The sequence below is a fragment of the Streptomyces sp. NPDC050388 genome (genome assembly GCF_040655635.1).
GTDB lineage: Bacteria > Actinomycetota > Actinomycetes > Streptomycetales > Streptomycetaceae > Streptomyces.
Genome location: NZ_JBFAKH010000021.1, coordinates 17,041 through 39,165, shown reverse-complemented (window position 1 = coordinate 39,165; position 22,125 = coordinate 17,041). Strand labels below are relative to the sequence as shown.

General features: G+C 69.8%; 21 protein-coding genes and 1 pseudogene. 2 read left to right on the top strand and 20 right to left on the bottom strand.

Annotated features, from left to right (window positions below):
* Positions 1-433 precede the first annotated feature (433 nt).
* The 12 genes from AB0I73_RS14605 to AB0I73_RS14550 all read right to left on the bottom strand — a co-directional run bounded on the left by AB0I73_RS14605 (position 434) and on the right by AB0I73_RS14550 (position 12,694).
* Positions 434-3,289 (bottom strand): DEAD/DEAH box helicase, encoded by a 2,856-nt coding sequence (locus AB0I73_RS14605; RefSeq protein ID WP_363037216.1) that lies wholly within the window; start codon positions 3,287-3,289, stop codon positions 434-436.
* A 40-nt stretch (positions 3,290-3,329) separates the two neighbouring features.
* On the bottom strand, positions 3,330-4,220 hold the full coding sequence (locus tag AB0I73_RS14600) for a diacylglycerol kinase (protein ID WP_363037214.1): 891 nt from the start codon (positions 4,218-4,220) through the stop codon (positions 3,330-3,332).
* Between the two features lie 31 nt (positions 4,221-4,251).
* On the bottom strand, positions 4,252-5,205 hold the full coding sequence (gene tatC, locus AB0I73_RS14595; RefSeq protein ID WP_363037212.1) for a twin-arginine translocase subunit TatC: 954 nt from the start codon (positions 5,203-5,205) through the stop codon (positions 4,252-4,254).
* A 48-nt stretch (positions 5,206-5,253) separates the two neighbouring features.
* Positions 5,254-5,541 (bottom strand): Sec-independent protein translocase subunit TatA, encoded by a 288-nt coding sequence (tatA, locus tag AB0I73_RS14590; protein ID WP_055596761.1) that lies wholly within the window; start codon positions 5,539-5,541, stop codon positions 5,254-5,256.
* A gap of 241 nt (positions 5,542-5,782) precedes the next feature.
* Entirely contained in the window at positions 5,783-5,977 is a 195-nt protein-coding gene (locus tag AB0I73_RS14585) for a hypothetical protein (RefSeq protein ID WP_109380462.1), read from the bottom strand.
* A gap of 34 nt (positions 5,978-6,011) precedes the next feature.
* Positions 6,012-6,305, bottom strand: coding sequence for a hypothetical protein (locus AB0I73_RS14580; protein WP_363037209.1), 294 nt, complete (start codon positions 6,303-6,305; stop codon positions 6,012-6,014).
* Between the two features lie 61 nt (positions 6,306-6,366).
* The gene (locus AB0I73_RS14575; protein ID WP_363037207.1) at positions 6,367-7,362 is read right to left on the bottom strand and encodes a WYL domain-containing protein; all 996 of its coding nucleotides are present in this window, start codon (positions 7,360-7,362) and stop codon (positions 6,367-6,369) included.
* A gap of 17 nt (positions 7,363-7,379) precedes the next feature.
* Complete coding sequence (locus AB0I73_RS14570; RefSeq protein WP_109380465.1) at positions 7,380-8,333, bottom strand: WYL domain-containing protein; 954 nt, start codon at positions 8,331-8,333, stop codon at positions 7,380-7,382.
* Positions 8,334-8,494: 161 nt separating this feature from the next.
* Complete coding sequence (locus AB0I73_RS14565; RefSeq protein WP_363037204.1) at positions 8,495-8,866, bottom strand: FKBP-type peptidyl-prolyl cis-trans isomerase; 372 nt, start codon at positions 8,864-8,866, stop codon at positions 8,495-8,497.
* Positions 8,867-8,926: 60 nt separating this feature from the next.
* Positions 8,927-9,928, bottom strand: coding sequence for an FKBP-type peptidyl-prolyl cis-trans isomerase (locus tag AB0I73_RS14560; RefSeq protein ID WP_363037202.1), 1,002 nt, complete (start codon positions 9,926-9,928; stop codon positions 8,927-8,929).
* A 135-nt stretch (positions 9,929-10,063) separates the two neighbouring features.
* On the bottom strand, positions 10,064-11,425 hold the full coding sequence (gene pafA, locus AB0I73_RS14555; protein WP_363037200.1) for a Pup--protein ligase: 1,362 nt from the start codon (positions 11,423-11,425) through the stop codon (positions 10,064-10,066).
* Between the two features lie 9 nt (positions 11,426-11,434).
* Positions 11,435-12,694, bottom strand: coding sequence for an MFS transporter (locus tag AB0I73_RS14550; RefSeq protein WP_363037198.1), 1,260 nt, complete (start codon positions 12,692-12,694; stop codon positions 11,435-11,437).
* 129 nt (positions 12,695-12,823) lie between these two features.
* Here AB0I73_RS14550 and AB0I73_RS14545 point away from each other — a divergent pair, with 129 nt between their 5' ends.
* A complete protein-coding gene (locus AB0I73_RS14545) occupies positions 12,824-13,840 on the top strand; it encodes a LacI family DNA-binding transcriptional regulator (protein ID WP_363037196.1) in 1,017 nt (338 codons plus the stop codon).
* 65 nt (positions 13,841-13,905) lie between these two features.
* Here AB0I73_RS14545 and prcA read toward each other — a convergent pair whose 3' ends face one another.
* The 6 genes and pseudogenes from prcA to arc all read right to left on the bottom strand — a co-directional run bounded on the left by prcA (position 13,906) and on the right by arc (position 19,769).
* Positions 13,906-14,673 (bottom strand): proteasome subunit alpha, encoded by a 768-nt coding sequence (gene prcA, locus AB0I73_RS14540; protein ID WP_109380471.1) that lies wholly within the window; start codon positions 14,671-14,673, stop codon positions 13,906-13,908.
* A 64-nt stretch (positions 14,674-14,737) separates the two neighbouring features.
* Positions 14,738-15,583, bottom strand: a complete 846-nt coding sequence (gene prcB, locus AB0I73_RS14535) for a proteasome subunit beta (protein ID WP_363037194.1) — start codon at positions 15,581-15,583, stop codon at positions 14,738-14,740.
* Positions 15,535-15,726: pseudogene (locus AB0I73_RS14530) on the bottom strand (endonuclease domain-containing protein); the annotation flags it as partial. The gene prcB and the pseudogene AB0I73_RS14530, both read right to left, overlap by 49 nt.
* Before the next feature lie 123 nt (positions 15,727-15,849).
* Complete coding sequence (locus AB0I73_RS14525; RefSeq protein ID WP_109380473.1) at positions 15,850-16,068, bottom strand: ubiquitin-like protein Pup; 219 nt, start codon at positions 16,066-16,068, stop codon at positions 15,850-15,852.
* Between the two features lie 188 nt (positions 16,069-16,256).
* Entirely contained in the window at positions 16,257-17,768 is a 1,512-nt protein-coding gene (dop, locus tag AB0I73_RS14520) for a depupylase/deamidase Dop (RefSeq protein ID WP_363037191.1), read from the bottom strand.
* A 234-nt stretch (positions 17,769-18,002) separates the two neighbouring features.
* Positions 18,003-19,769, bottom strand: coding sequence for a proteasome ATPase (gene arc, locus AB0I73_RS14515; protein ID WP_202279065.1), 1,767 nt, complete (start codon positions 19,767-19,769; stop codon positions 18,003-18,005).
* Between the two features lie 245 nt (positions 19,770-20,014).
* On the opposite strand from arc, the gene AB0I73_RS14510 reads away from it, so the two are divergent.
* A complete protein-coding gene (locus tag AB0I73_RS14510; protein ID WP_109380477.1) occupies positions 20,015-20,320 on the top strand; it encodes a ferredoxin in 306 nt (101 codons plus the stop codon).
* Between the two features lie 70 nt (positions 20,321-20,390).
* On the opposite strand, the gene AB0I73_RS14505 is transcribed toward AB0I73_RS14510, so the two are convergent.
* Together AB0I73_RS14505 and AB0I73_RS14500 are read right to left on the bottom strand one after the other, a co-directional pair.
* Positions 20,391-20,978 (bottom strand): hypothetical protein, encoded by a 588-nt coding sequence (locus AB0I73_RS14505; RefSeq protein ID WP_363037188.1) that lies wholly within the window; start codon positions 20,976-20,978, stop codon positions 20,391-20,393.
* A 216-nt stretch (positions 20,979-21,194) separates the two neighbouring features.
* Positions 21,195-22,097: a tRNA (adenine-N1)-methyltransferase gene (locus tag AB0I73_RS14500; RefSeq protein WP_109380479.1), complete on the bottom strand. Its 903-nt coding sequence runs from the start codon at positions 22,095-22,097 to the stop codon at positions 21,195-21,197.
* Positions 22,098-22,125 lie beyond the last annotated feature (28 nt).

The window sequence follows — 22,125 nt, the reverse complement described above, 5'->3', positions numbered from 1 at the left end:
TCACCCCAACTCGGTGCGCTGCGGGCGAGCTTAGTCCGACCGGATCATCGCCGTGTCATATTCAGCGAGTGCCGGAAATGGCCGATGGGACAGGAGTACCCTCGGACTCATTTGCACGCTGGGATTCCGGTCGAACACCATGCGTAACGACGCACGGGCGTGCGGTGTTCACTCATCGTGAGGGGTGAAGGGCGCCCGCGCCGCGCGGTGTCGCGAGGAAGCAGCGAGGTGCCCGGGGCGTGCTCGTCGGAGGAGCCAGGGGTGGTGCCGGGTCCGTGCGGGTCCCGTTCCTGCCCACGGAATCACCACGTCATGCCCCCGGCAGGGGCGCACCGGACGCAGAAGCCCGGCGCGCACGGAGCGCGCCGGGCTTCACGGCGTACCGGACGGGCCGGTCAGGGCCGGGACCGGGCGGGGTGGAGCGCCGGGGTGGTCAGCCCACGGACGAGTAGGCCACCACTCCCCTCAGCAGCGCGTCCACCGCCCTGCGGGCGTTCTTCGCGACCGTCGAGCCCTCCCCCGCCGGTGCAGCGGCCGAGATCTGGCCCAGCACGTCGATGACCTGCTTGCACCAGCGCACGAAGTCCCCCGCCGGCATCTCCGCCTCGCGCAGCACCTCGTCGAGGCCCTTGCCGGACGCCCACATGTAGGCGGCCCAGGCGAAGCCGAGGTCGGGCTCGCGCTGTCCCACGCCCTCGGTCTGGGTGATCCGGAAGTCCTCCTCCAGGGCGTCGAGGCGCCCCCAGATGCGGACCATCTCACCGAGCGCGGCCTTCGCCTTGCCGGTGGGCACCTTGGGCGCCATCGCGTCGTCGCTGACCCGGGCCTCGTACACCAACGCCGAGACACAGGCGGCCAGTTCGGCCGGACTCAGCTGCTCCCAGACGCCCTCGCGCAGGCATTCACTGGCCAGCAGGTCGAGTTCGCCGTACAGCCGGGCGAGCCGCTTGCCGTGCTCGGTGACCTCGTCGCCCCGCAGATAGTCCAACTCGGTCAGCAGGGCGACGATGCGGTCGAAGGTGCGGGCGATGGTGTTCGTCCGGCCCTCGATGCGCCGCTCCAGCTGCGCGGTGTCCCGCCGCAGCCGGTGGTAGCGCTCGGCCCAGCGGGCGTGGTCCTCCCGGTCGTCGCAGCCGTGGCACGGATGCGCCCGGATCTCCTTGCGCAGCCGGGTGATCTCCCGGTCGTCGGCCGCCTGGGAACGCCGCTTGCGGTGCCGATCCGGCACGATGTGCCCGGCCTTGGTGCGCAGGGCGGACGCCAGGTCCCGACGGGACTGCGGTGAGCGCGCGTTGAACGACTTCGGGATGCGCATCCGCTCCAGCGCCTCGACGGGCACCGGGAAGTCGATCGACGCCAGCCGCTTGACCTGCCGCTCCGCGGTCAGCACCAGGGGGCGCGGGCCGTCGTGGTACTCGACGCCGCGGTGGCCGCCCGCGCGGCCCGCGGGCAGTCCCGGGTCGAGGACCAGCGCCAGTCCCGCGTACTTGCCGGTGGGCACGTGGATGACGTCACCGGGCTTGAGCTTCTCCAGCGCGACGGCCGCCTCCGCACGCCGCTGCGCCACGCCCTCGCGGGCCAGCTCCGTCTCCCGGTCCTTGAGGTCGCGGCGCAGCCGCGCGTACTCCTCGAAGTCACCGAGGTGACAGGTCATGGAGGCCTGGTAGCCCTCGAGGCCCTCCTCGTTGCGCTGCACCTGCCGCGAGATGCCGACCACCGACTTGTCCGCCTGGAACTGCGCGAACGACGTCTCCAGCAGCTCGCGCGAGCGGTGCCGGCCGAACTGCTCGACCAGGTTGACCGCCATGTTGTACGACGGCTTGAAGCTGGACCGCAGCGGATACGTACGCGTGCCGGCCAGTCCCGCGAGGTGTTCGGGGTTCATGCCGCGCTGCCACAGCACGACCGCGTGGCCCTCGACGTCGATGCCGCGCCGGCCGGCCCGGCCGGTCAACTGGGTGTACTCGCCGGGGGTGATGTCGGCGTGCTGCTCGCCGTTCCACTTGACGAGCTTCTCCAGCACCACCGAGCGGGCGGGCATGTTGATGCCGAGGGCGAGGGTCTCGGTCGCGAAGACCGCCTTGACCAGGCCGCGGACGAACAGTTCCTCGACGACCTCCTTGAACGTCGGCAGCATGCCCGCGTGGTGGGCCGCGATGCCGCGCTCCAGGCCCTCCAGCCACTCGTAGTAGCCGAGGACGTGCAGGTCCTCGGCCGGAATGGAGGCGGTGCGCTCCTCGACGAGGGAGCGGACCTGCTCCCGCGCCCGGTCGTCGTTGAGCCTGAGGCCCGCGTACAGGCACTGCTGGACGGCGGCCTCGCAGGCGGCACGGCTGAAGATGAAGGTGATGGCGGGCAGCAGGCCCTGGGCGTCGAGCCGCTCGATCACCTCGGGGCGGCCCGGTGTCCAGACCCGTGAGCGCTGTCTGCGCTCACGCTCCCGGTCCGCCTCACGCACGGCGCGGCCGCGGCGCCGGTCGCCCCACGACGGGCGGGTCGCCTCCATCCGGGCCATCCGCACGAGGTCGGGGTTCACGGCCTTCTTCTGGCCCTCGCCCTCCTCGAACAGGTCGTAGATCCGGCGCCCGGCGAGCACGTGCTGGAACAACGGCACGGGCCGGTGCTCGGAGACGATCACCTCGGTGTCGCCGCGGACGGTGTCCAGCCAGTCGCCGAACTCCTCGGCGTTCGACACCGTCGCCGACAGTGACACCAGGGTCACCGACTCGGGAAGGTGGATGATCACTTCCTCCCAGACGGCACCACGGAAGCGGTCGGAGAGGTAGTGCACCTCGTCCATGACCACGTACCCGAGGCCGAGGAGCGTCTGCGAGCCCGCGTACAGCATGTTCCGCAGCACCTCGGTGGTCATCACGACCACGGGGGCTCCGGAGTTGACGCTGTTGTCGCCGGTGAGCAGACCGACCTTGTCGGTACCGTAACGGCGGCACAGATCGGTGTACTTCTGGTTCGAGAGCGCCTTGATGGGCGTCGTGTAGAAGCACTTCTTGCCCTGCTGGAGGGCGAGGTGGACGGCGAACTCGCCGACGATCGTCTTGCCGGAGCCGGTGGGCGCGGCCACCAGCACGCCCTTCCCCGCTTCGAGCGCCTGGCAGGCCTCGATCTGGAAGGGGTCGAGGCCGAAGTCGTACATCTCGCGGAAGGAGGCGAGCGCGGTGGCCTGCTCGGCAGCGCGCCTGCGTGCTGCCGCATACCGCTCGGCCGGTGAGAGATCCTCTGTCATCGTGCTCTCGAGCGTACCGGGCCGCACTGACAACAGGACGATCATTATCCGGATCCGTTCCCGTCGGGCCCGCGGTACGCCCAGCTCAGGGGCCCACGACCCGTACCGCGCCACGGACACAGTGCGCGGTCAGCGGCAGCGGCCCGACCGGCTCGCCGTCCGCGTATCCGGTGACCTCCTCGGCCGCCAGCTCCACCCGCGACGCCCGGAACACGCTGACCTCGGGGAGGTGGACGTGGGTGCCCCGGTACACCGTCGGGAACACCCGCAGCAGCCTGGCCCGGCCGCAGTCACCGACCACGGTGACGTCGAACAGCCCGTCCGTGAGGTCGGCGCCGGGACAGATCCGCATGCCGCCGCCGTACGACGCCCCGTTGCCGACGGCGACCAGCGTCGCCTCGATCTCGCGGACCTCGCCGTCGTCGAGGGTGATCCGGTACGGGATCGGGCGCAGCGCCGCGAGTTCGGCGACGACGGCGAGGTCGTACTTGAAGCGTCCCGCCGGCAGCCGCATCCGGTTGCCGCGGTCGTTGACCCGGGAGTCGAACCCGGAGGCGAGGACGGCGCCGAACCAGCGGTCGCCGACCCGTCCCAGGTCGATGTCGCGCACCCGTCCGCACTTGAGGGCGTCGGCGATCATCCGGCCCGCGGCGGCCGGTTCCCGCAGGGGCATGCCCAGCGAGCGGGCGAAGTCGTTGCCGGTGCCGACGGCGATCAGGCCGAGCGGGGTGCCGGTGCCGACGACGGCCTGCAGGGCCAGGTTCACCATGCCGTCCCCGCCGACGGCGATCAGGGCGCCGGTGCCCTCCTCGACGGCGCCCCGAGCGCGGGCGAGCGCGTCCGCCGCGTCCTCGCCGAGAACGGTCCGCACGGAGAAACCGGCCGCACGCAACGCGGAAGCGGCCGGTCGCGCCGCACGGGCGCCCCGGCCGCGACCCGCGGTGGGGTTGACGAAGAGGGTGATCTCGCTGGTCACGGAAGTGACCTTACGAGCTTCGACCCGGTCCTCAGGTCACGTCGTCATAACCGTTGATCCGGTCCGTTCCCCCCTGCTCGGGCAGGGCGCGCCGGGCCGAGACGGGTTCGACCTCGCCGATGTCCTCGGGGGTGAGGTCCAGATCGGAGGCCTCGTCGTCGGCGGGGCCCATCGCCTCCAGGCGGCGCCTGCGGCGGTCGTTGAACAGGGAAATGCCGACGGCACCGAAGTACAGGATCCAGATCGGCGCGGCGAGCATCATCATGGTCAGCGGGTCCGTACTGGGCGTGGCGATGGCCGCGAACAGCGTGATGCCCATGATCATGCCGCGCCACCAGCCGAGCATGCGCTTGCCGGTCAGCACTCCGCTGAAGTTGAGCATGACCAGCAGCAGCGGCAGCTCGAAGGAGAGGCCGAAGACGACCACCATGCGGGTGACGAGGTCGAGCAGGTCGTCCAGCGGCAGCAGGTTGTCGACGCCGAACGGCGTGAACTCGATGAGCACCTTCGCCGTGGTCGGCAGCACCCGGTAGGCGAAGTAGGCACCGCCCAGGAAGAGCGGGAAGCCCGTGGCGACGAACGCGTAGGCGTACTTCTTCTCGTGCTTGTGCAGCCCGGGGGCGACGAAGGACCACAACTGGTACAGCCAGACCGGCGAGGCCAGTACGACACCGGCCATCAGGGAGACCTTCAGCGCCAGCGTGAACGGCGTGAGCAGACCGTTGATCGTGATCATCGCGCACGGCTGCCCCTTGTCCTGTGTCGAGCGGGCCAGTTCCTCGAAGGACTGACCGCACCCGACCGACTTGAGCACCGGTTCGGTGAAGAAGTTGATGATGTCGTTGTAGAAGAAGGCTGCGGCGACCGTCACCAGGACGATGGCCAGCAGCGCCTTCGCGAGCCGGTTGCGGAGTTCACGAAGGTGCTCCGCGAGGGGCATCCGCCCCTCGGGATCCCTCTCCTGCTTGCGGGCAGACTTGAGCAACCCACGTTCCCATCTCGTGCGGCGGGCCGGAGATCGTCCGGCCCTGCGTCAGCGCTTGGTCGTGTCCGTCGGCTCCGTGACGGGGCGGGAGCTGGTCACGTCGCCGGGGGCGGCCTGGATGGTGCGCTGCGCCGGGGACTCGTCGCCGGGGGCGGGCGGGTCGGCCGGGGCGGAGGACTTGTCCTTGTCCTCCTTCATGGCCTTCGCCTCGCTCTTGAGGATGCGGGCGGACTTGCCGAGGGACCGCGCCATGTCCGGAAGCTTCTTCGCGCCGAACAGCAGGATGATGACGACGAGGATGAGAATGATCTCGGGAGCTCCGAGCCTTCCGAACATAAGTGTTTACCTTCTCACCGAGGCTGCTGGGGTGGGGGTGCTGCCCTGTCCGACCGTTCGGAAATGTGCCCGACGATCACATTGCCAGCAATCGTAACGCTCAGGGGTGAACGTGAGGCAATCCTCAGGCGTACTCCCGTTCGCGGTCCGGGCCTCGTTCTCCGGTCCGCGTCAGCAGCGTACCCGCCCGGATCGCCCGGGTGACAGGGCGAAGCGGCCAGGAAGGCGGTCCGGGCACCGATCAGAGGGCCTCCGCGGAACGGGCCGCGCCGGTCGCCGCCCGCTCCAGGTCCTCCGCGGCCCGGCTGATGCGCCGCGCCGATTCACCGACCTGTCTGCCGAGCCGCTCCGCCTCGACGAAGACCCGTACGGCGAACACCCCGAGCACCACAAGACCCAGGAACCCCACAGCAACCGCGAACATCGGCCAGAACATGGGGTCGAGCCTAGACCGTCCCGCCGCGGAGGTCCTACGCGGTGGAGTGCAGCCGCAGGGTGCTGACCCCGCCGCCGGTGAGCAGCTCGACGACCCGCTCCCCGGCCGGCTTGCGGACCGCGGTCTCGCACGCGGGGCAGGTGAACGAGTAGAAGGTGGTCCGTCTGCTGGCGCCTATGACCAGACGCAGCGCGCTCGCGGCGAGCTCGAAACGCCCCCGGCAGTCCGGGCAGCCCGCCCGGAACACGACCGGCGCCACGCTTCTCATCCCGGAGAACGCGGACGCCACCGTCACGCCCCGAACACCAGAGGTCGCCGACTCGCTCACAGTCCTCGCTCCTGCCTGTCGTCCTGCCCGCCCCGGACCACGCGTACGGCGCGCGATCCGCTCATCCGGCCGCCTCGGCCCCGTCGTACGCCGCCAGCGCCTCGCGGGCCGCCCGCCGGGCACTCTCGGCGAGATCGTGCGGCGCGACGATCCGGCCGTCCCGCCCGAGCCGCAGCGCCAGCCGTCTCAGCGACGCCGGGTCGGGCGTCCGCAAGGTGATACGCAGCCCGCCGTCGGCCAGCTCATCCGCGCTGTCGTGCGGGTAGTACTCGGCGACCCAGCGCCCGCCCGGCCCCACCTCGACCACGACCTCCGGGTCCTCCGCGGACGGCTGTACCAGCCCTTCCGACAGGTCCCGCAGTTCGACCTCGGGCGGCGCGGACGGTTCGTCGAGGATGCGGATCTCGGCGACCCGGTCGAGCCGGAACGTGCGCCGCGCCTCGGAGCGACGGCACCAGGCCTCGACATAGGTGTGCCCGACGCTGACCAGGCGGATGGGATCGATCTCACGCTCGGTGAGCTCGTCACGCGCGGGCGAGTAGTAGCGGATCCAGAGTCTGCGGCGCTCGGCGATGGCCCGGTCGACGTCCGCGAACACGCCGCCCTCGGACTCGAAGGTCACCGACAGCCGGGAGCTGGCGCCCGCCGCCTCACCGGCCGCCGCCTCCACCTTGGCGGTGGCCCGCAGCAGCGCCTGCCGGTCGCTCTCCCGCAGACCGGGCAGCGTGGCCACGGCCCGCGCGGCGACCAGCAGGGCGGTGGCCTCGTCGGCGGCGAGCCGCAGCGGCTCCGCGGCCTCCGCCCCGAGCGCGGCCGGGTTGTGCCACCAGATGCGCTCCCCGTCGGTGTCGATGTCCAGCAGATCGCCGCCGCGGAAACTGGTGCCGCACATGGGCAGCACGTCGAGGTCCGAGACCAGCTCGTCCTCGGTGATGCCGAAGGCGCGCGCCACGTCCTCGATCCGGGCGCCGGGGCGCTCCCGCAGGTAGGTCACCAGGGAGAGCATCCGCCGGGTCTGGTCGATGGCGTTGACTGGCCTGACCGGTTTGCCTGCCACGTTCTTGTCCGTCCCCCTCAGCCCTTGGCGACGGCGCGCAGCCGGTCCACCACGTCGGCCCGCAGCTCGGCGGGCTCCAGGACCACCACGTCCGCTCCGAACTCCACCAGCCAGGCATCCAGGCCGTGCCCGTACGGAATCTCCAACTCTTCCCAACCGTCACCGAGTTCCCGCACCGCGGTGGCTTTCGCCCGAAGGGGGTACCCCGCGTCGGAGCGCAGCCGGATGCGCGCGGAGCGGTCGGCACTCTCCCCCGCCCAGCTCGCCACCGTCTCGCGGACGGTGACGACGTCCGGCACCGGGGTGGTGTAACGAGTGCCGCGGGAGCGCACCTTGCCGGTGATCCGGGACAACCGGAACACCCGCTCGGCGCCTCGGTCGCGGTCCCAGCCCGCCAGGTACCAGTGGCCCCGCCAGCATTCCAGCGCCCATGGCTCGACATGGCGGGATTCGGGTTGTACGGCGTTGGCCTTGCGGTAGTCGAAGACGACCGGCCGACGGTCGCGGCAGGCCAGCATCAGCGGTTCGAAGGCTGCCTCGTGCACGGGGATGCGCGGCTCGAGCGCACCGTGCGCCCCGTAGGGGTCGACGTCCTCGGGCAGCCCCGCCGCCCGCAGCTTCTGCAGGGCACCGCTGGCCGCGCCGGCCAGCCTGGCCTGCTGCCACACCTTGGCCGCCAGCCCCAGGGCTGCGGCCTCCTCCGCGTCGAGGGTGATGGGTGGCAGGCGGTTGCTGTCCCGCCGGGCCAGATAGCCGACCTCGCCGTCGAGGTTCTCGACGGTCTCGATGACGAGCCCGAGTTCGCGCAGATCGTCCTTGTCGCGCTCGAACATCCGGTTGAAGGCGTCGTCGGAGGCCGCCTCGAGGTAGGCCTCGACGGACTCGCGCAGCTCACGCTTGCTCAGTGGCCGCCGCGTCCCCAGCAGACACAGCGCCAGGTTCATCAGCCGCTCGGCCTTGGCAATGGCCATCGACGCCCTTCGCCTCCTATGGTGCTCAGTCCGATGACCGTACCGCCCCGTGGTGGCGCGGCAAAAGCCGAGGGCCCATGCCCGGGCAGGCATGGACCCCAGATGATCGACTCCGGTCGCCACCCGACCCGACGGTGATCAGGCCGCGATCGAACGGGCGATCACACGCCGAGCAGGTCGACCACGAAGATCAGCGTCTCGCCGGGCTTGATCGCCGGAGTCGGGCTCTGGTCGCCGTAGGCGAGGTGGGCGGGAATGGTCAGCTGGCGACGGCCGCCGACCTTCATGCCCTGCACGCCCTGGTCCCAGCCCTGGATGACCCGACCGCCGCCCAGCGGGAAGCGGAACGGAGTGCCACGGTTCCAGCTGGCGTCGAACTCCTCACCCGTGCTGAAGGCGACACCGACGTAGTGGACGGTGACGGTCTGACCCGCCTGCGCCACCTCTCCGTCGCCCTCCCAGATGTCCTTGATCTCGAGCTCCGCCGGGGGCTCGCCGCCCGGGAAGTCGATCTCGGGCTTGTCGATGCTCACGTCTAACGCTCCTGCTTGTCTGCGGAAAGGCGAACACACACAGTCTTACATCACGCGCGGTCACAACTTCGCGAGGATGTCGACCGAGAAGACCAGCGTGGAGTCCTTCTTGATGTCACTGCCCTGCGGCGGGTTGTCGCCGTAACCCAGCTCCGGCGGAATGACGATGAGCACCCGGCTGCCCACCTTCTTCCCGGTGAGTCCCTGCGCCCAGCCCTTGACGACCTGCTGCAACGAGAACGAGGTCAGCTGCTTCCGGGAGTACGTCGAGTCGAACTCCTTGCCGCCGTCCCACAACACGCCCTTGTACTGCACGAGCACGCTGTCCTCGGCACCGACCTCCGGGCCGTCGCCCTCGAGGACGTAGCTCGACACGAGCTTCTTCGGGGCGGCCGTGTCGGGCACCTCGATGGCGGGGGCCTTGCCGTCGGTGTTGGTGCCCACCTTGGGCAGACCGGTGTCGTCCTGGGCGACCTCGGTGCCCTTGGCGGAGCTCTTGGCGTTGAACGCGTCCTGCACGTCCACCACGAACACCAGCGTGTCGGTGCCCTTGATGCCCGCCTGCTCATTGCCCTGCATGCCGTATCCCCAGGTGGGCGGGATCGCCATCTCGACCCGGCTGCCGGCCTTCCGGCCGGTCAGCGCGTACCGCCAGCCGTCGATGATGCTGCCCTGGGCCAGCTGGATCGCCAGCGGGCTCTTGCGGTCGTAGGAGTTGTCGAACACCTTCGCGGTGCTCCACACCTGGCCCAGGTAGTGGGCCACCACGAAGTCGTTCTCGGCGATGGTCCTGCCGCCGCCCGCGATGACCGTCTTCACCGCGAGGTCCTTGGACGGCTCACCGCTGCCCTTCTCCACCGTGGGCTTCTCGCCGAACTTCACGCCCGCGGTGATCGCCGGCAGCGGACCGTCGACGATCTTCGGCGACGGCGCGGCCGAGGTGTCCGGAGCCGACGGCGAGGCGCTTTCGCTGGCCTTGCTCGAATCGGACTCACCGTCGCCGCACGCGGCGAGAGTGACCAGTCCGGCGGGTACGGCAATGAGGAGTGAGCGTCGGCGCACGGTGGGGGCCTCGTAATCGTCGATCCTGTGGGTGGCGTCCGCGCAACTCTACGGCGTGAGAAGGGCGCCGCACTGAGTAACGTGCGGCGCCCGTGTGACGTTCCGCGGTTCGTGGGATCCGCGGAACCCCATGTCTCACATTCCGGCGATCAGCTTCTCCACCCGCTCGTCCACCGACCGGAACGGGTCCTTGCACAACACCGTCCGCTGTGCCTGGTCGTTGAGTTTGAGATGGACCCAGTCGACGGTGAAGTCCCGCCGCTGCTCCTGCGCCCGGCGGATGAAGTCACCGCGCAATCGCGCCCGGGTGGTCTGCGGCGGAACGGATTTGCCCTCGAAGATCTTCAGATCGTCGCAGATCCGGGCGGCCTGTCCCTTCCTCTCCAGCAGGTAGTAGAGACCACGACGGCGGTGGATGTCGTGGTAGGCGAGGTCTATCTGCGCGACCCGCGGATGCGACATGGTCATGTTGTGCTTGGCCCGGTACCGCTCGAGGAGCTTGTACTTCATGACCCAGTCGATCTCGGTGTCGATGCGGTCGAGGTCCTCGGCCTCGATCGCGTCCAGCGTACGGCCCCACAGTTCGAGCACTTGCTCGACGGTGCCGGTGCGGATACCGCGACGCTCGCAGAAGTCCAGCGCCTTCTCGTAGTACTCGCGCTGCACCTCCAGCGCGGAGGCCTCACGGCCGCTCGCCAGGCGGACCTTGCGGCGGCCGGTGATGTCATGGCTCACCTCGCGGATCGCCCGGATCGGGTTCTCCAGGGTGAGGTCACGCATCACCGTGCCCGCCTCGATCATGCGCAGCACCAGATCGGTGGCGCCGACCTTCAGCAGCATGGTCGTCTCGGACATGTTCGAGTCGCCCACGATGACGTGCAGCCGGCGATAGCGCTCGGCGTCCGCGTGCGGTTCGTCGCGCGTGTTGATGATCGGCCGGGACCGGGTCGTCGCCGAGGAGACGCCCTCCCAGATGTGCTCCGCCCGCTGGCTGACGCAGTAGACGGCACCACGCGGCGTCTGCAGCACCTTCCCGGCACCGCACAGCAGCTGGCGGGTCACCAGGAACGGGATGAGGATGTCCGCGAGTCGCGAGAACTCCCCGTGCCGCGCCACCAGATAGTTCTCGTGGCACCCGTACGAGTTGCCCGCCGAGTCGGTGTTGTTCTTGAACAGGTAGACGTCGCCTGCGATTCCCTCCTCGTGCAGGCGACGTTCGGCGTCCACCAGGAGCCCTTCGAGAATGCGCTCCCCGGCCTTGTCGTGCGTGACCAGCTCGGTCACGTTGTCACATTCGGGCGTGGCGTATTCCGGATGCGACCCCACGTCGAGATAGAGACGGGCGCCGTTGCGCAGAAAGACATTGCTGCTTCGGCCCCATGACACAACACGGCGGAAGAGGTACCGCGCCACCTCGTCAGGAGACAGGCGCCGCTGTCCCCTGAACGTGCACGTGACGCCGTACTCGTTCTCCAGCCCGAAAATGCGGCGGTCCATGACTGAACATTACGCCCGATCCCCTGAACCCAAACGAGGTTCGAGGGCACGGTTCGGATCATTTTCCGAACCGGCCGCAACGACCGCTCCGTGAGCGGCGACTGCCAATACCCTTCCGGTGGAAATCAAAACCAGCAAAGCCACAGCGCCCGCGGCGGCCGGAACCGCGAACCCCCACTGCGCGCCGCCCGCCTCGACCACCGGGCCCGCCAGGCCCGTTCCCACCGAGGCGCCCACCGTGAACGTCGTCACCAGCCACGAGAACGCCTCCGTGACCGTCCCGGCCGGCGCGTGCCGGTCCACCAGCACGAAGGCGCAGGCGATCACCGGGGCCAGGAACACGCCCGCGAGCACCGCGAGGAAGGTCATCGCCACCGCGCCCGGCATCAGCGGCAGCGGCAGGTAACACACCGCCAGGAACGCGACCAGCACCTGAAGTCGCCGCGCCGGCTCCCCCGCCCACTGCCGCGCCCCGTACGCCATACCGCCGATGAGCGCGCCGAAACCGAGACCCGCCATCAGCCAGCCGTACACATGGTCGCCCCCGTGTCCGTCCGCGTACGGCACCGCCGCCACCGTGATGGACCCCATCGCGATCCCGACGAACAGGAAGGCCCCCAGCAGCGCCAGCAGCCCCGGTGAGCGCAGCGCGCCCAGCCAGTGCGCCTCACGCGGCGCCGACCGCCACGCCCGCGAGGGCGCCGACACGACCACGGACAGGGCGCCCAGCACCCCCAGCACGTTCAGCACCAGCAGCGCGGCCCGGGGCGACCACAGCGACGCGCACACCGTCACCAGCAGCGGCCCGACGGTGAACATGACCTCCTGCGCCACCGCGTCCATCGCGTACGCCCGGTGGACCTGCTCCTCCCGGTGCAGCACCGAGGACCACAGGGCCCGCAGACCGCCCTCCAACGGCGGTGTGAACAGCCCGGCGGCGGCCACCGACGCGTAGGCCGCGGCCCGCGGCTCGATCCCCACGAAGGCGAAGACCGCCATCGCCAGCGCCGACAGCACCGCGGCCGGCAACTGCACCCGCGGCTGCCCCCGCAGATCCACCAGGCGCCCCAGCACCGGCTGGCCGACCGCGTTGGCGACGCCGTACACCGCCGCCAGGGCACCGGCCAGACTGTACGAACCGCCCTGCGCACGGACGAACAGCACGATCGCGATGGCCGCGGTCGCGTTGGGCAGCCGCCCGACCAGCGTGCCCACCAGCAGCCGAGTGGCGTGTCGCGCCCGGAGGATCTCCAGGTACCCCGTGGCCATGCCGCTCCTCCACTCACTACCGGCGTCCACCGGAATCATCGACGTTGTACGTATAACGAGCGTCCCCATACGTACCATGTCGGCTGTTCGCCAGTCCAGACGGAGTCCAGTCGAAGGAGCGGCCCCACGGTGGCCCGAGCCCAGATCCGCCCCACGAGCAGGGACGTCGCCCAAGCCGCCGGCGTCTCCCAGGCCGCCGTGTCCCTCGTCATGGGCGACAAATGGCGCGGCCGCGTCTCGGAGGCCACCGCGCAACGCGTACGCGACGCCGCGCACCGCCTCGGCTACCGCCCCAACCTCGCCGCCCGCAACCTGCGCCTCGGACACACCCGCACCGTCCTCCTCGTCGTCCCCGCCCTCACCACCGAGTTCTTCGCCGGCGTCTACACCGGAGCCGCCCGCATCGCCGCCCAGCACGGCTTCGGCCTGGTCCTCTACCCCTCGCCCGAGGGCGTCGGCCCCGCCCGCAACCCCTTCGCCTCGGCGCAGGCCGCGCTCGACGGCGTCATCGCCTCCTCCATGGCCGCCGACGCCCTGACCGACATCCGCGGCGACCAGCTCCCCCTGGTCATGCTCGACAGCGACCCCGAGAGCAACCCGGGCGCCGCCACGGTCAACCTCGACATCGCCGACGGCATCCGCCGGATCACCCGCCACCTCGTGGCCCTGGGCCACCGCAGTTTCCTGCACCTGGCGGCCGACGTCCCCTCCTGGACCTTCGAGGTACGCGCCCGCGAACTGACCACCCGCCTGGCCGCGACCCCCGGCACCACGCTCCGCACGGCCCGCTCGCCCATCTCCATCCGGGGCGCCGTCACCGCCGCCCAGGCCGCCCTCGCCGGACCCGAGCGCCCCACCGCCGTCATCTGCGACGACGACCAGCTCGCGGCCGGCACCTACAAGGCGGCCCGGCGTCTTGGCCTGCGCATCCCCGACGACCTCTCCGTCACCGGCTTCGACGACCTGGCCCTGGCCACGGCCCTCGACCCGGAACTCACCACGGTCCGCCTCGACGCGGAGCTCTTCGGCGAACGCGGCATGCAGGCCCTCCTCGCGGTCCTGGACCACCGCGCCCCCGAGGCCGGGGACATCCCCGTCCACCTCGTGCCCCGGGGCTCGACCGGCCCGGCCACCGCACACTCCTGAGGCGGAAAGGTGACGGGGCGGGGGTGGCCCCCGCCCCGTCACCGACAGATCCGCTCCGGACCTGCCTACTCCTCGCTCCCGGCCCCGGTCTCCGTGTCCGCCTCGGCCTCCGCCTCGGACACCGTCTCCGCGCCGCCGGCCTCCAGCAGCCTCGCCAGCTGCCGCCCCGTGATCCGCCGGAACTTCCGCTGCTGCGGCCGCGTGCGGTCCAGCACCGCCACCTCCAGCCGCTCCGCGGGAATCTCCCGCTCACCGCCGTTGGTGTCCCGCGACAACGACTGCACCGCCAGCTCCAGCGCCTGGGCCAGCGTCATCCCGTCCCGGTGGCGCTGATCCAGGTACCCGCTGATCTGCTCCGCGTTGCCCCCCACCGCGACCGAGCCGTGCTCGTCCACGATGGAGCCGTCGTGCGGCAGCCGGTAGATCTGGTCGCCCTCCGGGGTCTCCCCGACCTCGGCCACCACCAGCTCCACCTCGTACGGCTTCTCCGCCGCACTCGAGAAGATCGTCCCCAGCGTCTGCGCGTACACGTTCGCCAGGCCCCGGGCGGTCACGTCGTCACGGTCATAGGTGTAACCCCGCAGATCGGCGTAGCGCACACCGCCGATCCGCAGGTTCTCGTACTCGTTGTACTTACCGGCGGCGGCGAAGCCGATCCGGTCGTAGATCTCGCTGAACTTGTGCAGCGCACGGGACGGGTTCTCACCGACGAACACGATGCCGTCGGCGTACTGCAGCACGACCAGGCTGCGGCCACGGGCGATCCCCTTGCGGGCGTACTCCGCCCGGTCGGCCATCGCCTGCTGGGGTGAGACATAGAACGGCGTCGACACGGTTCAACCGTCCCTTTCTGTCGAAGTCACTGGATGGAGGTCCCTCGGCATCGAACCGCCTGCCCTACAGCAGCGAGGCCCGCGGGCCGTCCGGCTGCTCCAGCCGCCGCTCCAGTACGGACCGGGCGATCCCGGACGCCTCGTCCTCGGAGAGCCTGCGGTAGCCGTCCTCGGTGATCACCGTGACAATCGGGTAGATCCGCCGGGCGACATCGGGACCGCCGGTCGCCGAGTCGTCGTCCGCCGCGTCGTACAGGGCCTGCACGACCAGTGTGGTCGCCTCGGCCTCGCTCAGGTCGTCCCGGAAGAGCTTCTTCATGGCGCTGCGCGCGAAGACGGACCCGGAACCGGTGGCGGCGTACCCCTGCTCCTCCGAGCGCCCGCCCGTGACGTCGTAGGAGAAGATCCGCCCCTTCTCCCGGTCCGTGTCGTACCCCGCGAACAGCGGGACCACGGCCAGGCCTTGCATCGCCATCGCGAGGTTGGACCGGATCATGGTCGACAGCCGGTTCGCCTTGCCCTCCAGGGACAGCTGCGTCCCCTCGACCTTCTCGAAGTGCTCCAGCTCCAGCTGGAACAGCTTCACCATCTCCACGGCGAGCCCCGCCGTACCGGCGATGCCCACCGCCGAGTACTCGTCCGCCGGGAACACCTTCTCGATGTCCCGTTGAGCGATGACGTTGCCCATGGTGGCCCGGCGGTCACCGGCGAGCACGACACCACCGGGAAAGCTCGCGGCCACGATCGTCGTGCCGTGCGGCGCCTCGACCGCTCCCTGGAGCGGCGGTAGCTTCCGCCGACCCGGCAGCATCTCGGGCTGATGATCGGAGAGGAAGTCCATGAAGGAGGAAGACCCTGGCGTCAGGAAGGCGGCCGGCAGCCGCCCGGTGCTAGGAGTGTTGGCTTCCACGAGGTTCCCTCCAGATAGGCGGCAGCCCGACGGATGGCGTCGGGATCGTCTCCCAACTTGCCGATGGCCGAATTGCAGTTGATGCACGGTACGCCACGGACCCTACCCGTCTTGCGGCAGTGATCCACATGTATGGCCGGGGCATTCCGCCACCGGCGAAGGCTGCCCGCGGTGCGGACCGACCGCACCGCGGGCAGCTCTTCACCAGCTACTCCCCCGTACCCACGACCCTGACCTGCGACCTTCGATTCGAAGGTCGATCCGGCCTACTGGCCGCCCTTTTGGACGAAGGACCGCACGAAGTCCTCGGCATTCTCCTCGAGCACGTCGTCGATCTCGTCGAGTACGGAGTCCACGTCATCGTTCAGTTTTTCCTGGCGCTCCTTGAGGTCCTCGGAGGCCTGCGCGTCCTGCGTCTGCTCCTCGACCTCCTCCGTGGAGCGTGTGGCCTTCTGCTGCCCGCCGCCGGTGTCCTTCGTTGCCATAACCCTCACCCCGCTCAGCTCGCCCGACATGGTCGGCATTGCGCCGATCAGTGTTGATCAGACCCTACAAGCCCGGCCCGACCGTGCCCCCGTACTTGCTCCAACGTACGGGGACCGTCTCGATGATTCCCGGCTCCGGGGTCTTCCACCCTGTCCGGCCGGCCCCTCCCGGGTTCCCGGATCGTGGTTCAGTTCCCGGACAACACCCTGACCAGGTCTTCTGCCGTGCGGCAGCGGTCCAGGAGCTCCTTGACGTGATTACGCGTTCCGCGAAGCGGTTCCAGGGTTGGGACGCGCTGGAGCGAGTCCCGGCCCGGCAGGTCGAAGATCACCGAGTCCCAGGAAGCCGCCGCCACATCGTCCGCGTACTGCTCCAGGCAGCGTCCGCGGAAGTAGGCGCGGGTGTCCTCCGGCGGCTTCGTGCGGGCCCGCTCGATGTCCCTCTCGTCCAGCAGCCGCTTCATGCGGCCGCGGGCGGCCAGGCGGTTGTAGAGCCCCTTGTCGGGGCGCACGTCGGCGTACTGGAGGTCGACGAGGTGCAGTCGGGCGGCGTCCCAGTCCAGGTCGTCCCTGCGCCGGTAGCCCTCCATGAGTTCCCGCTTGGCGACCCAGTCCAGCTCGCCGGCCAGGCTCATGGGGTCGTTCTCCAGGCGGTTGAGGGTGTCCTCCCAGCGGGCCAGGACGTCCTTGGTCTGGTCGTCGGCATCGGCCCCGTACCGTTCCTCTACGTATTTGCGGGAGAGCTCGTAGTACTCCATCTGGAGCTGGACGGCGGTGAGTGTGCGACCGCTGCGGAGGGTGACGAGCCGTTTCAGGGCCGGGTCGTGCGAGACCTGGTGCAGCGTCCGTACGGGCTGGTCGACCGCGAGGTCCACGGCGATGAAGCCGTCCTCGATCATCGACAGGACGAGCGCGGTCGTGCCGAGCTTCAGGTAGGTGGAGATCTCGGACAGGTTCGCGTCGCCGATGATCACGTGGAGCCGACGGTGTTTCTCGGCGTCGGCGTGCGGTTCGTCGCGGGTGTTGATGATGGGGCGCTTCAGCGTGGTCTCGAGGCCGACCTCGACCTCGAAGTAGTCCGCGCGCTGGCTGAGCTGGAAGCCGTGCTCGTGGCCGTCCTGGCCGATGCCGACGCGGCCCGCGCCGGCGAAGACCTGGCGGGAGACGAAGAACGGGGTGAGGTGGCGGACGATGTCCGAGAACGGGGTCTCCCGCCTCATCAGGTAGTTCTCGTGGGTGCCGTAGGAGGCGCCCTTGTTGTCGGTGTTGTTCTTGTACAGGTGGATGGGCTGGGCCCCGGGAAGCGCCGCCGCCCGCTCCGCGGCCTCGGCCATGATGCGTTCGCCGGCCTTGTCCCAGAGGACGGCGTCGCGGGGGTTGGTGACCTCCGGGGCGCTGTACTCGGGGTGCGCGTGGTCGACGTAGAGTCGCGCGCCGTTGGTGAGGATGACATTGGCGAGGCCGATGTCCTCGTCGGTGAGCTGGCTGGCGTCGGCGGCCTCTCGTGCGAGGTCGAAGCCTCGCGCGTCGCGCAGCGGGTTCTCCTCCTCGAAGTCCCAGCGGGCCCGGCGGGCCCGGTGCATCGCCGCCGCGTAGGCGTTCACGATCTGGGACGAGGTGAGCATGGCATTGGCGTTGGGGTGGCCGGGGACGGAGATCCCGTACTCCGTCTCGATGCCCATTACTCGCCGTACAGTCATGCGGCCCTCCTTGCCCGGCGGCGTCCCCGGTCGGGGGCGCTGCTCAAGTACCGCTGGCGCTCCGTGCGTGTGCGGTGCCCGTCCCCGCACTGCGCGACTCGGCGGTACCGAAGAGCCTAGAACGCCTTTGCGCTGGTGGGGAGATCATTTGCGTCTTTGCCGTGTTCCCGGTCGTGTCCCGAAAAGCGGTCGGCTGCGGGTACCCGTCGAGGGCACCCGCAGCCGCCCTGCTTTTTACAGGTACTGACCGGTGTTTGCCACCGTGTCGATGGAGCGTCCCGTGTCCGCGCCCTGCTTTCCGGTGATGAGGGTGCGGATGTAAACAATCCGCTCACCCTTCTTACCGGAGATCCGGGCCCAGTCGTCGGGGTTGGTGGTGTTGGGCAGGTCCTCGTTCTCCTTGAACTCGTCCACACACGCCTGGAGCAGGTGGGAGACGCGGAGACCCTTCTGGCTCTTCTCGAGGAAGTCCTTGATCGCCATCTTCTTGGCGCGGCCGACGATGTTCTCGATCATGGCGCCGGAGTTGAAGTCCTTGAAGTAGAGGACTTCCTTGTCTCCGTTGGCGTACGTGACTTCCAGGAAGCGGTTTTCCTCGCTTTCGGCGTACATCTGTTCCACCGCGGTCTGGATCATGCTCTGGACCGTCATGCCCCTGTCGCCGCCGTGCTCGGCGATGTCGTCGCCGTGCAGCGGGAGGCGCTGGGTGAGGTACTTGCCGAAGATGTCCTTGGCCGCCTCGGCGTCCGGACGTTCGATCTTGATCTTCACATCGAGCCGGCCGGGCCGCAGGATGGCGGGGTCGATCATGTCCTCACGGTTGGAGGCACCGATCACGACCACGTTCTGCAGGCCCTCCACGCCGTCGATCTCGGCGAGGAGCTGCGGGACGATGGTGTTCTCCACGTCGGAGCTGACGCCGGAGCCGCGGGTGCGGAAGAGGGATTCCATCTCGTCGAAGAAGACGATGACGGGCGTGCCCTCGCTGGCCTTCTCGCGGGCCCGCTGGAAGACCAGGCGGATCTGCCGCTCGGTCTCGCCGACGTACTTGTTCAGCAGCTCGGGGCCCTTGATGTTGAGGAAGAAGCTCTTGCCCGCGGCCTGGCCGGTGACCTCGGCGACCTTCTTGGCCAGCGAGTTGGCGACGGCCTTGGCGATGAGCGTCTTGCCGCATCCGGGAGGCCCGTAGAGCAGTACGCCCTTGGGCGGGCGCAGTTCGTGCTCCCTGAACAGGTCCGGATAGAGGTAGGGCAGCTCGACGGCGTCGCGGATGGCTTCGATCTGGTTGCCGAGGCCACCGATCTGCTCGTAGCCGATGTCGGGGACTTCTTCGAGGACGAGCTCCTCGACCTCGCTCTTCGGGACGATCTCGTAGACGTACCCGGAGCGGGGCTCGAGCAGGAGGGCGTCACCGGGGCGGATGGTGATGCCCAGCAGGGGTTCGGCGAGCCGGACCACCCGCTCCTCGTCGGTGTGCCCGAGGACGAGGGCTCGTTCCCCGTCCTCGAGGATCTCCTTGAGGGTGACGATGTCACCGACGCGCTCGAACTCCATGGCCTCGACCACGTTGAGCGCTTCGTTGAGCATCACTTCCTGGCCGCGCCGGAGCTCGTCGAGGTCGACGCTCGGGCTGACGTTCACCCGGAGCTTTCTGCCGCCGGTGAAGATGTCGGCGGTGCCGTCCTCGTTCGCCAGGAGGAAAACTCCGAAGCCGGCCGGTGGCTGGGCCAGCCGGTCCACTTCCTCCTTGAGGGCCACGATCTGGTCGCGGGCCTCCCGGAGCGTGCCTGCGAGTCGTTCGTTCTGGGCGGACACGCCGGCCAGGTTGGTCTGCAGCTCGACGATCCGCTCTTCGAGAATCCTCGTGTGTCGCGGAGAGTCGGCGAGCTTGCGGCGCAGGACGGCGATCTCCTGCTCAAGGTAGGCGATCTGCCCGGCCGGGTCGTCGGACCCGCGTCCCGGGCGGATGCCGCGGTTCATGTCGTCGTCGTGGGCTGCCACGGTCCTCACCTCCTCCAAGGGGAGCTGGACGCTTCCAGACCCTACCTGGGCGGGTGTCGATTGAAACCCCTAGATCACAAAGACTGTCGAGGTGTGTCCGATCTTCACCCTTGCGCTCTCCCTCACGCCAGGGGAATACCCATCGAGGGTGACGGGAACCCCGGCGGAGGTAGGGTCGATGTGTTCAACACCCGTCGGAGCTGGCCGGATTCCCGCTCGGCCCGACGCGGGAGACGGCAGGGGAGATGAGCGTGCAGCAGGAGGCCGGAGTCGACGCCGAGGCCCTGGAGGTCTGGATCGACCAGGACCTGTGTACCGGTGACGGCATCTGCGCGCAGTACGCGCCCGAGGTGTTCGAGCTGGACATCGACGGTCTGGCTTATGTGAAGGGTCCGGACGACGAGTTGTTGCAGGCCGAGGGGGCGACGGCGCGGGTGCCGCTGCCGGTTCTCACGGATGTGGTCGATTCGGCGAAGGAGTGTCCGGGCGAGTGCATTCACGTGCGGCGCGTGGCCGACGGCGTGGAGGTGTACGGTCCGGACGCCGGGTGACCGGTTCGACGCCTTCCGTCACCACTGTCCGGCTTCTCGCATGTTCGCTCTCGGCTCACGCGCGCGTGGTTCACACGCTCCGGGCGTCGGAGGGCGTGGAGCGGACGAACGCGCCGTTGTCCCAGTGCCACTTCAGGCTCTTGCGCACGTCGGGGCAGCAACTGGGTATGTCGGAGGACGAGTAGCCGAGGAGTGCCGCGGTGATCTCGCCGTCGCGCACGGCGAAGTCGTCGACGTTGGTGCGGTCCTTGGGGTCGACGAGGGTGGCCACCACGCGTGGTGTGCCGGCTCCGGCGGCCTCGGTCAGGACGTACATGCCGTCGGGTGGGGTGCCCATGGGTGCGTCGCAGTGGACGACCACCACGGTCTCGGGCCGTCCGTCGCCGTCGAGGTCGCCGGCCGCCTCCTTCTTGACCACGGCCTGCACCGGACCGCACTCGATCGGGAACTCGACGTCCGCGGGGTCCGGCGGGGCCACGTGCGCCGGGGCACTCCTGGTCTGCGGGGTCTGCGGGCCGGGTGTCTGGGCCGCGGTCGCGGCCGGGGGCTGCAGCAGGCCGGAGAGCGCCACGACTCCGGCGACGGCCGTGGCGGTGGCGACCCAGTGGATCGGGCGGGTGTGCGTGTGGGCGAGTTCCGGGACGGCGGATGACTGCACGAGGAGTGTCTCCTGTGAGGGCTGTGCCGGTGGGGGTGGCCAGCATCGTGCCACACGTCACAGTGCGGGGGAACGCCGGGGTGTGCGGTTCCGGTGCGGGGCCCGGGAGGACGTCGGCCGCCGTCGCGTCAACATGAGGGCGCCGTGGCGCAGTTCCCGGTGCGGTCCGGGAACTGCGCCACGGCGCCGGTGCGTTGGCGTGGTGGCTGGGACGGGTCAGCGGGCGGTGCCCGCGTCGGCGTTGGGTCCCGAGTAGTCCTCGCCGTAGGCGCCCTTGGCGGGGCGGCGTCGGCGCATGGGGGGCTCGACCCCGTCGGCGAGGCGGCGGGCGGTGAGCAGGAAGCCGGTGTGGCCGATCATCCGGTGGTCCGGGCGGACGGCCAGTCCTTCGATGTGCCAGTTGCGGATCATGGATTCCCAGGCGGTCGGCTCGTTGAAGGAGCCGATCTCGCGGATGGACTCGACGGTCCGGGCGAGCTGGGTGGTGGTCGCGACGTAGCAGCAGAGGATGCCGCCGGGGACGAGCGCCTTGGAGACGGCCTCCAGGCACTCCCAGGGGGCGAGCATGTCGAGGACGACACGGTCGACGTCGGTGTCGGACAGGTTGTCCTGGAGGTCGCCGACGGTGAGCTGCCAGGCCGGGTGCGGGCCGCCGAAGTAGCGCTCCACGTTGGCCTGGGCGATCTCGGCGAAATCCTCGCGGCGTTCGTAGCTGTGCAGCATGCCCTGGTCGCCGATGGCGCGCAGCAGGAAGCTGCTGAGCGAGCCGGAGCCCACGCCTGCCTCCACGACGCGGGCGCCGGGGAAGATGTCGGCGAAGGCGAGGATCTGTCCCGCGTCCTTGGGGTAGACGACGGCTGCCCCGCGGGGCATGGACAGGACGTAGTCGGGGAGCAGGGGGCGCAGCGCGAGGTAGGCGACGTTCCCGGTGGTGCGGACAACGCTGCCCTCGGGTGCGCCGATCAGTTCGTCGTGGGGGAAGGAACCCTTGTGGGTGTGGAAGTTCTTCCCGGCCTCGAGCGTGAACGTGTAGTGGCGGCCCTTGGGGTCGGTCAGCTGTACCTGGTCCCCGACCTTGAAGGGCCCACGGCGGCGGGCGGCACCGGTCGGTTCGGACATGTGACCAGCCTACCGGTCCCGACGTGGG

Bases quoted from the DNA above. Each gene is read 5' to 3' on its own strand.
- AB0I73_RS14605 (WP_363037216.1), bottom strand. From the start codon at position 3,289: ATGATCGTCCTGTTGTCAGTGCGGCCCGGTACGCTCGAGAGCACGATG.
- tatA (WP_055596761.1), bottom strand. From the start codon at position 5,541: ATGTTCGGAAGGCTCGGAGCTCCCGAGATCATTCTCATCCTCGTCGTC.
- AB0I73_RS14585 (WP_109380462.1), bottom strand. From the start codon at position 5,977: ATGTTCTGGCCGATGTTCGCGGTTGCTGTGGGGTTCCTGGGTCTTGTG.
- AB0I73_RS14570 (WP_109380465.1), bottom strand. From the start codon at position 8,333: ATGGCCATTGCCAAGGCCGAGCGGCTGATGAACCTGGCGCTGTGTCTG.
- pafA (WP_363037200.1), bottom strand. From the start codon at position 11,425: ATGGACCGCCGCATTTTCGGGCTGGAGAACGAGTACGGCGTCACGTGC.
- AB0I73_RS14550 (WP_363037198.1), bottom strand. From the start codon at position 12,694: ATGGCCACGGGGTACCTGGAGATCCTCCGGGCGCGACACGCCACTCGG.
- AB0I73_RS14525 (WP_109380473.1), bottom strand. From the start codon at position 16,068: ATGGCAACGAAGGACACCGGCGGCGGGCAGCAGAAGGCCACACGCTCC.
- dop (WP_363037191.1), bottom strand. From the start codon at position 17,768: ATGACTGTACGGCGAGTAATGGGCATCGAGACGGAGTACGGGATCTCC.
- AB0I73_RS14510 (WP_109380477.1), top strand. From the start codon at position 20,015: ATGAGCGTGCAGCAGGAGGCCGGAGTCGACGCCGAGGCCCTGGAGGTC.
- AB0I73_RS14500 (WP_109380479.1), bottom strand. From the start codon at position 22,097: ATGTCCGAACCGACCGGTGCCGCCCGCCGCCGTGGGCCCTTCAAGGTC.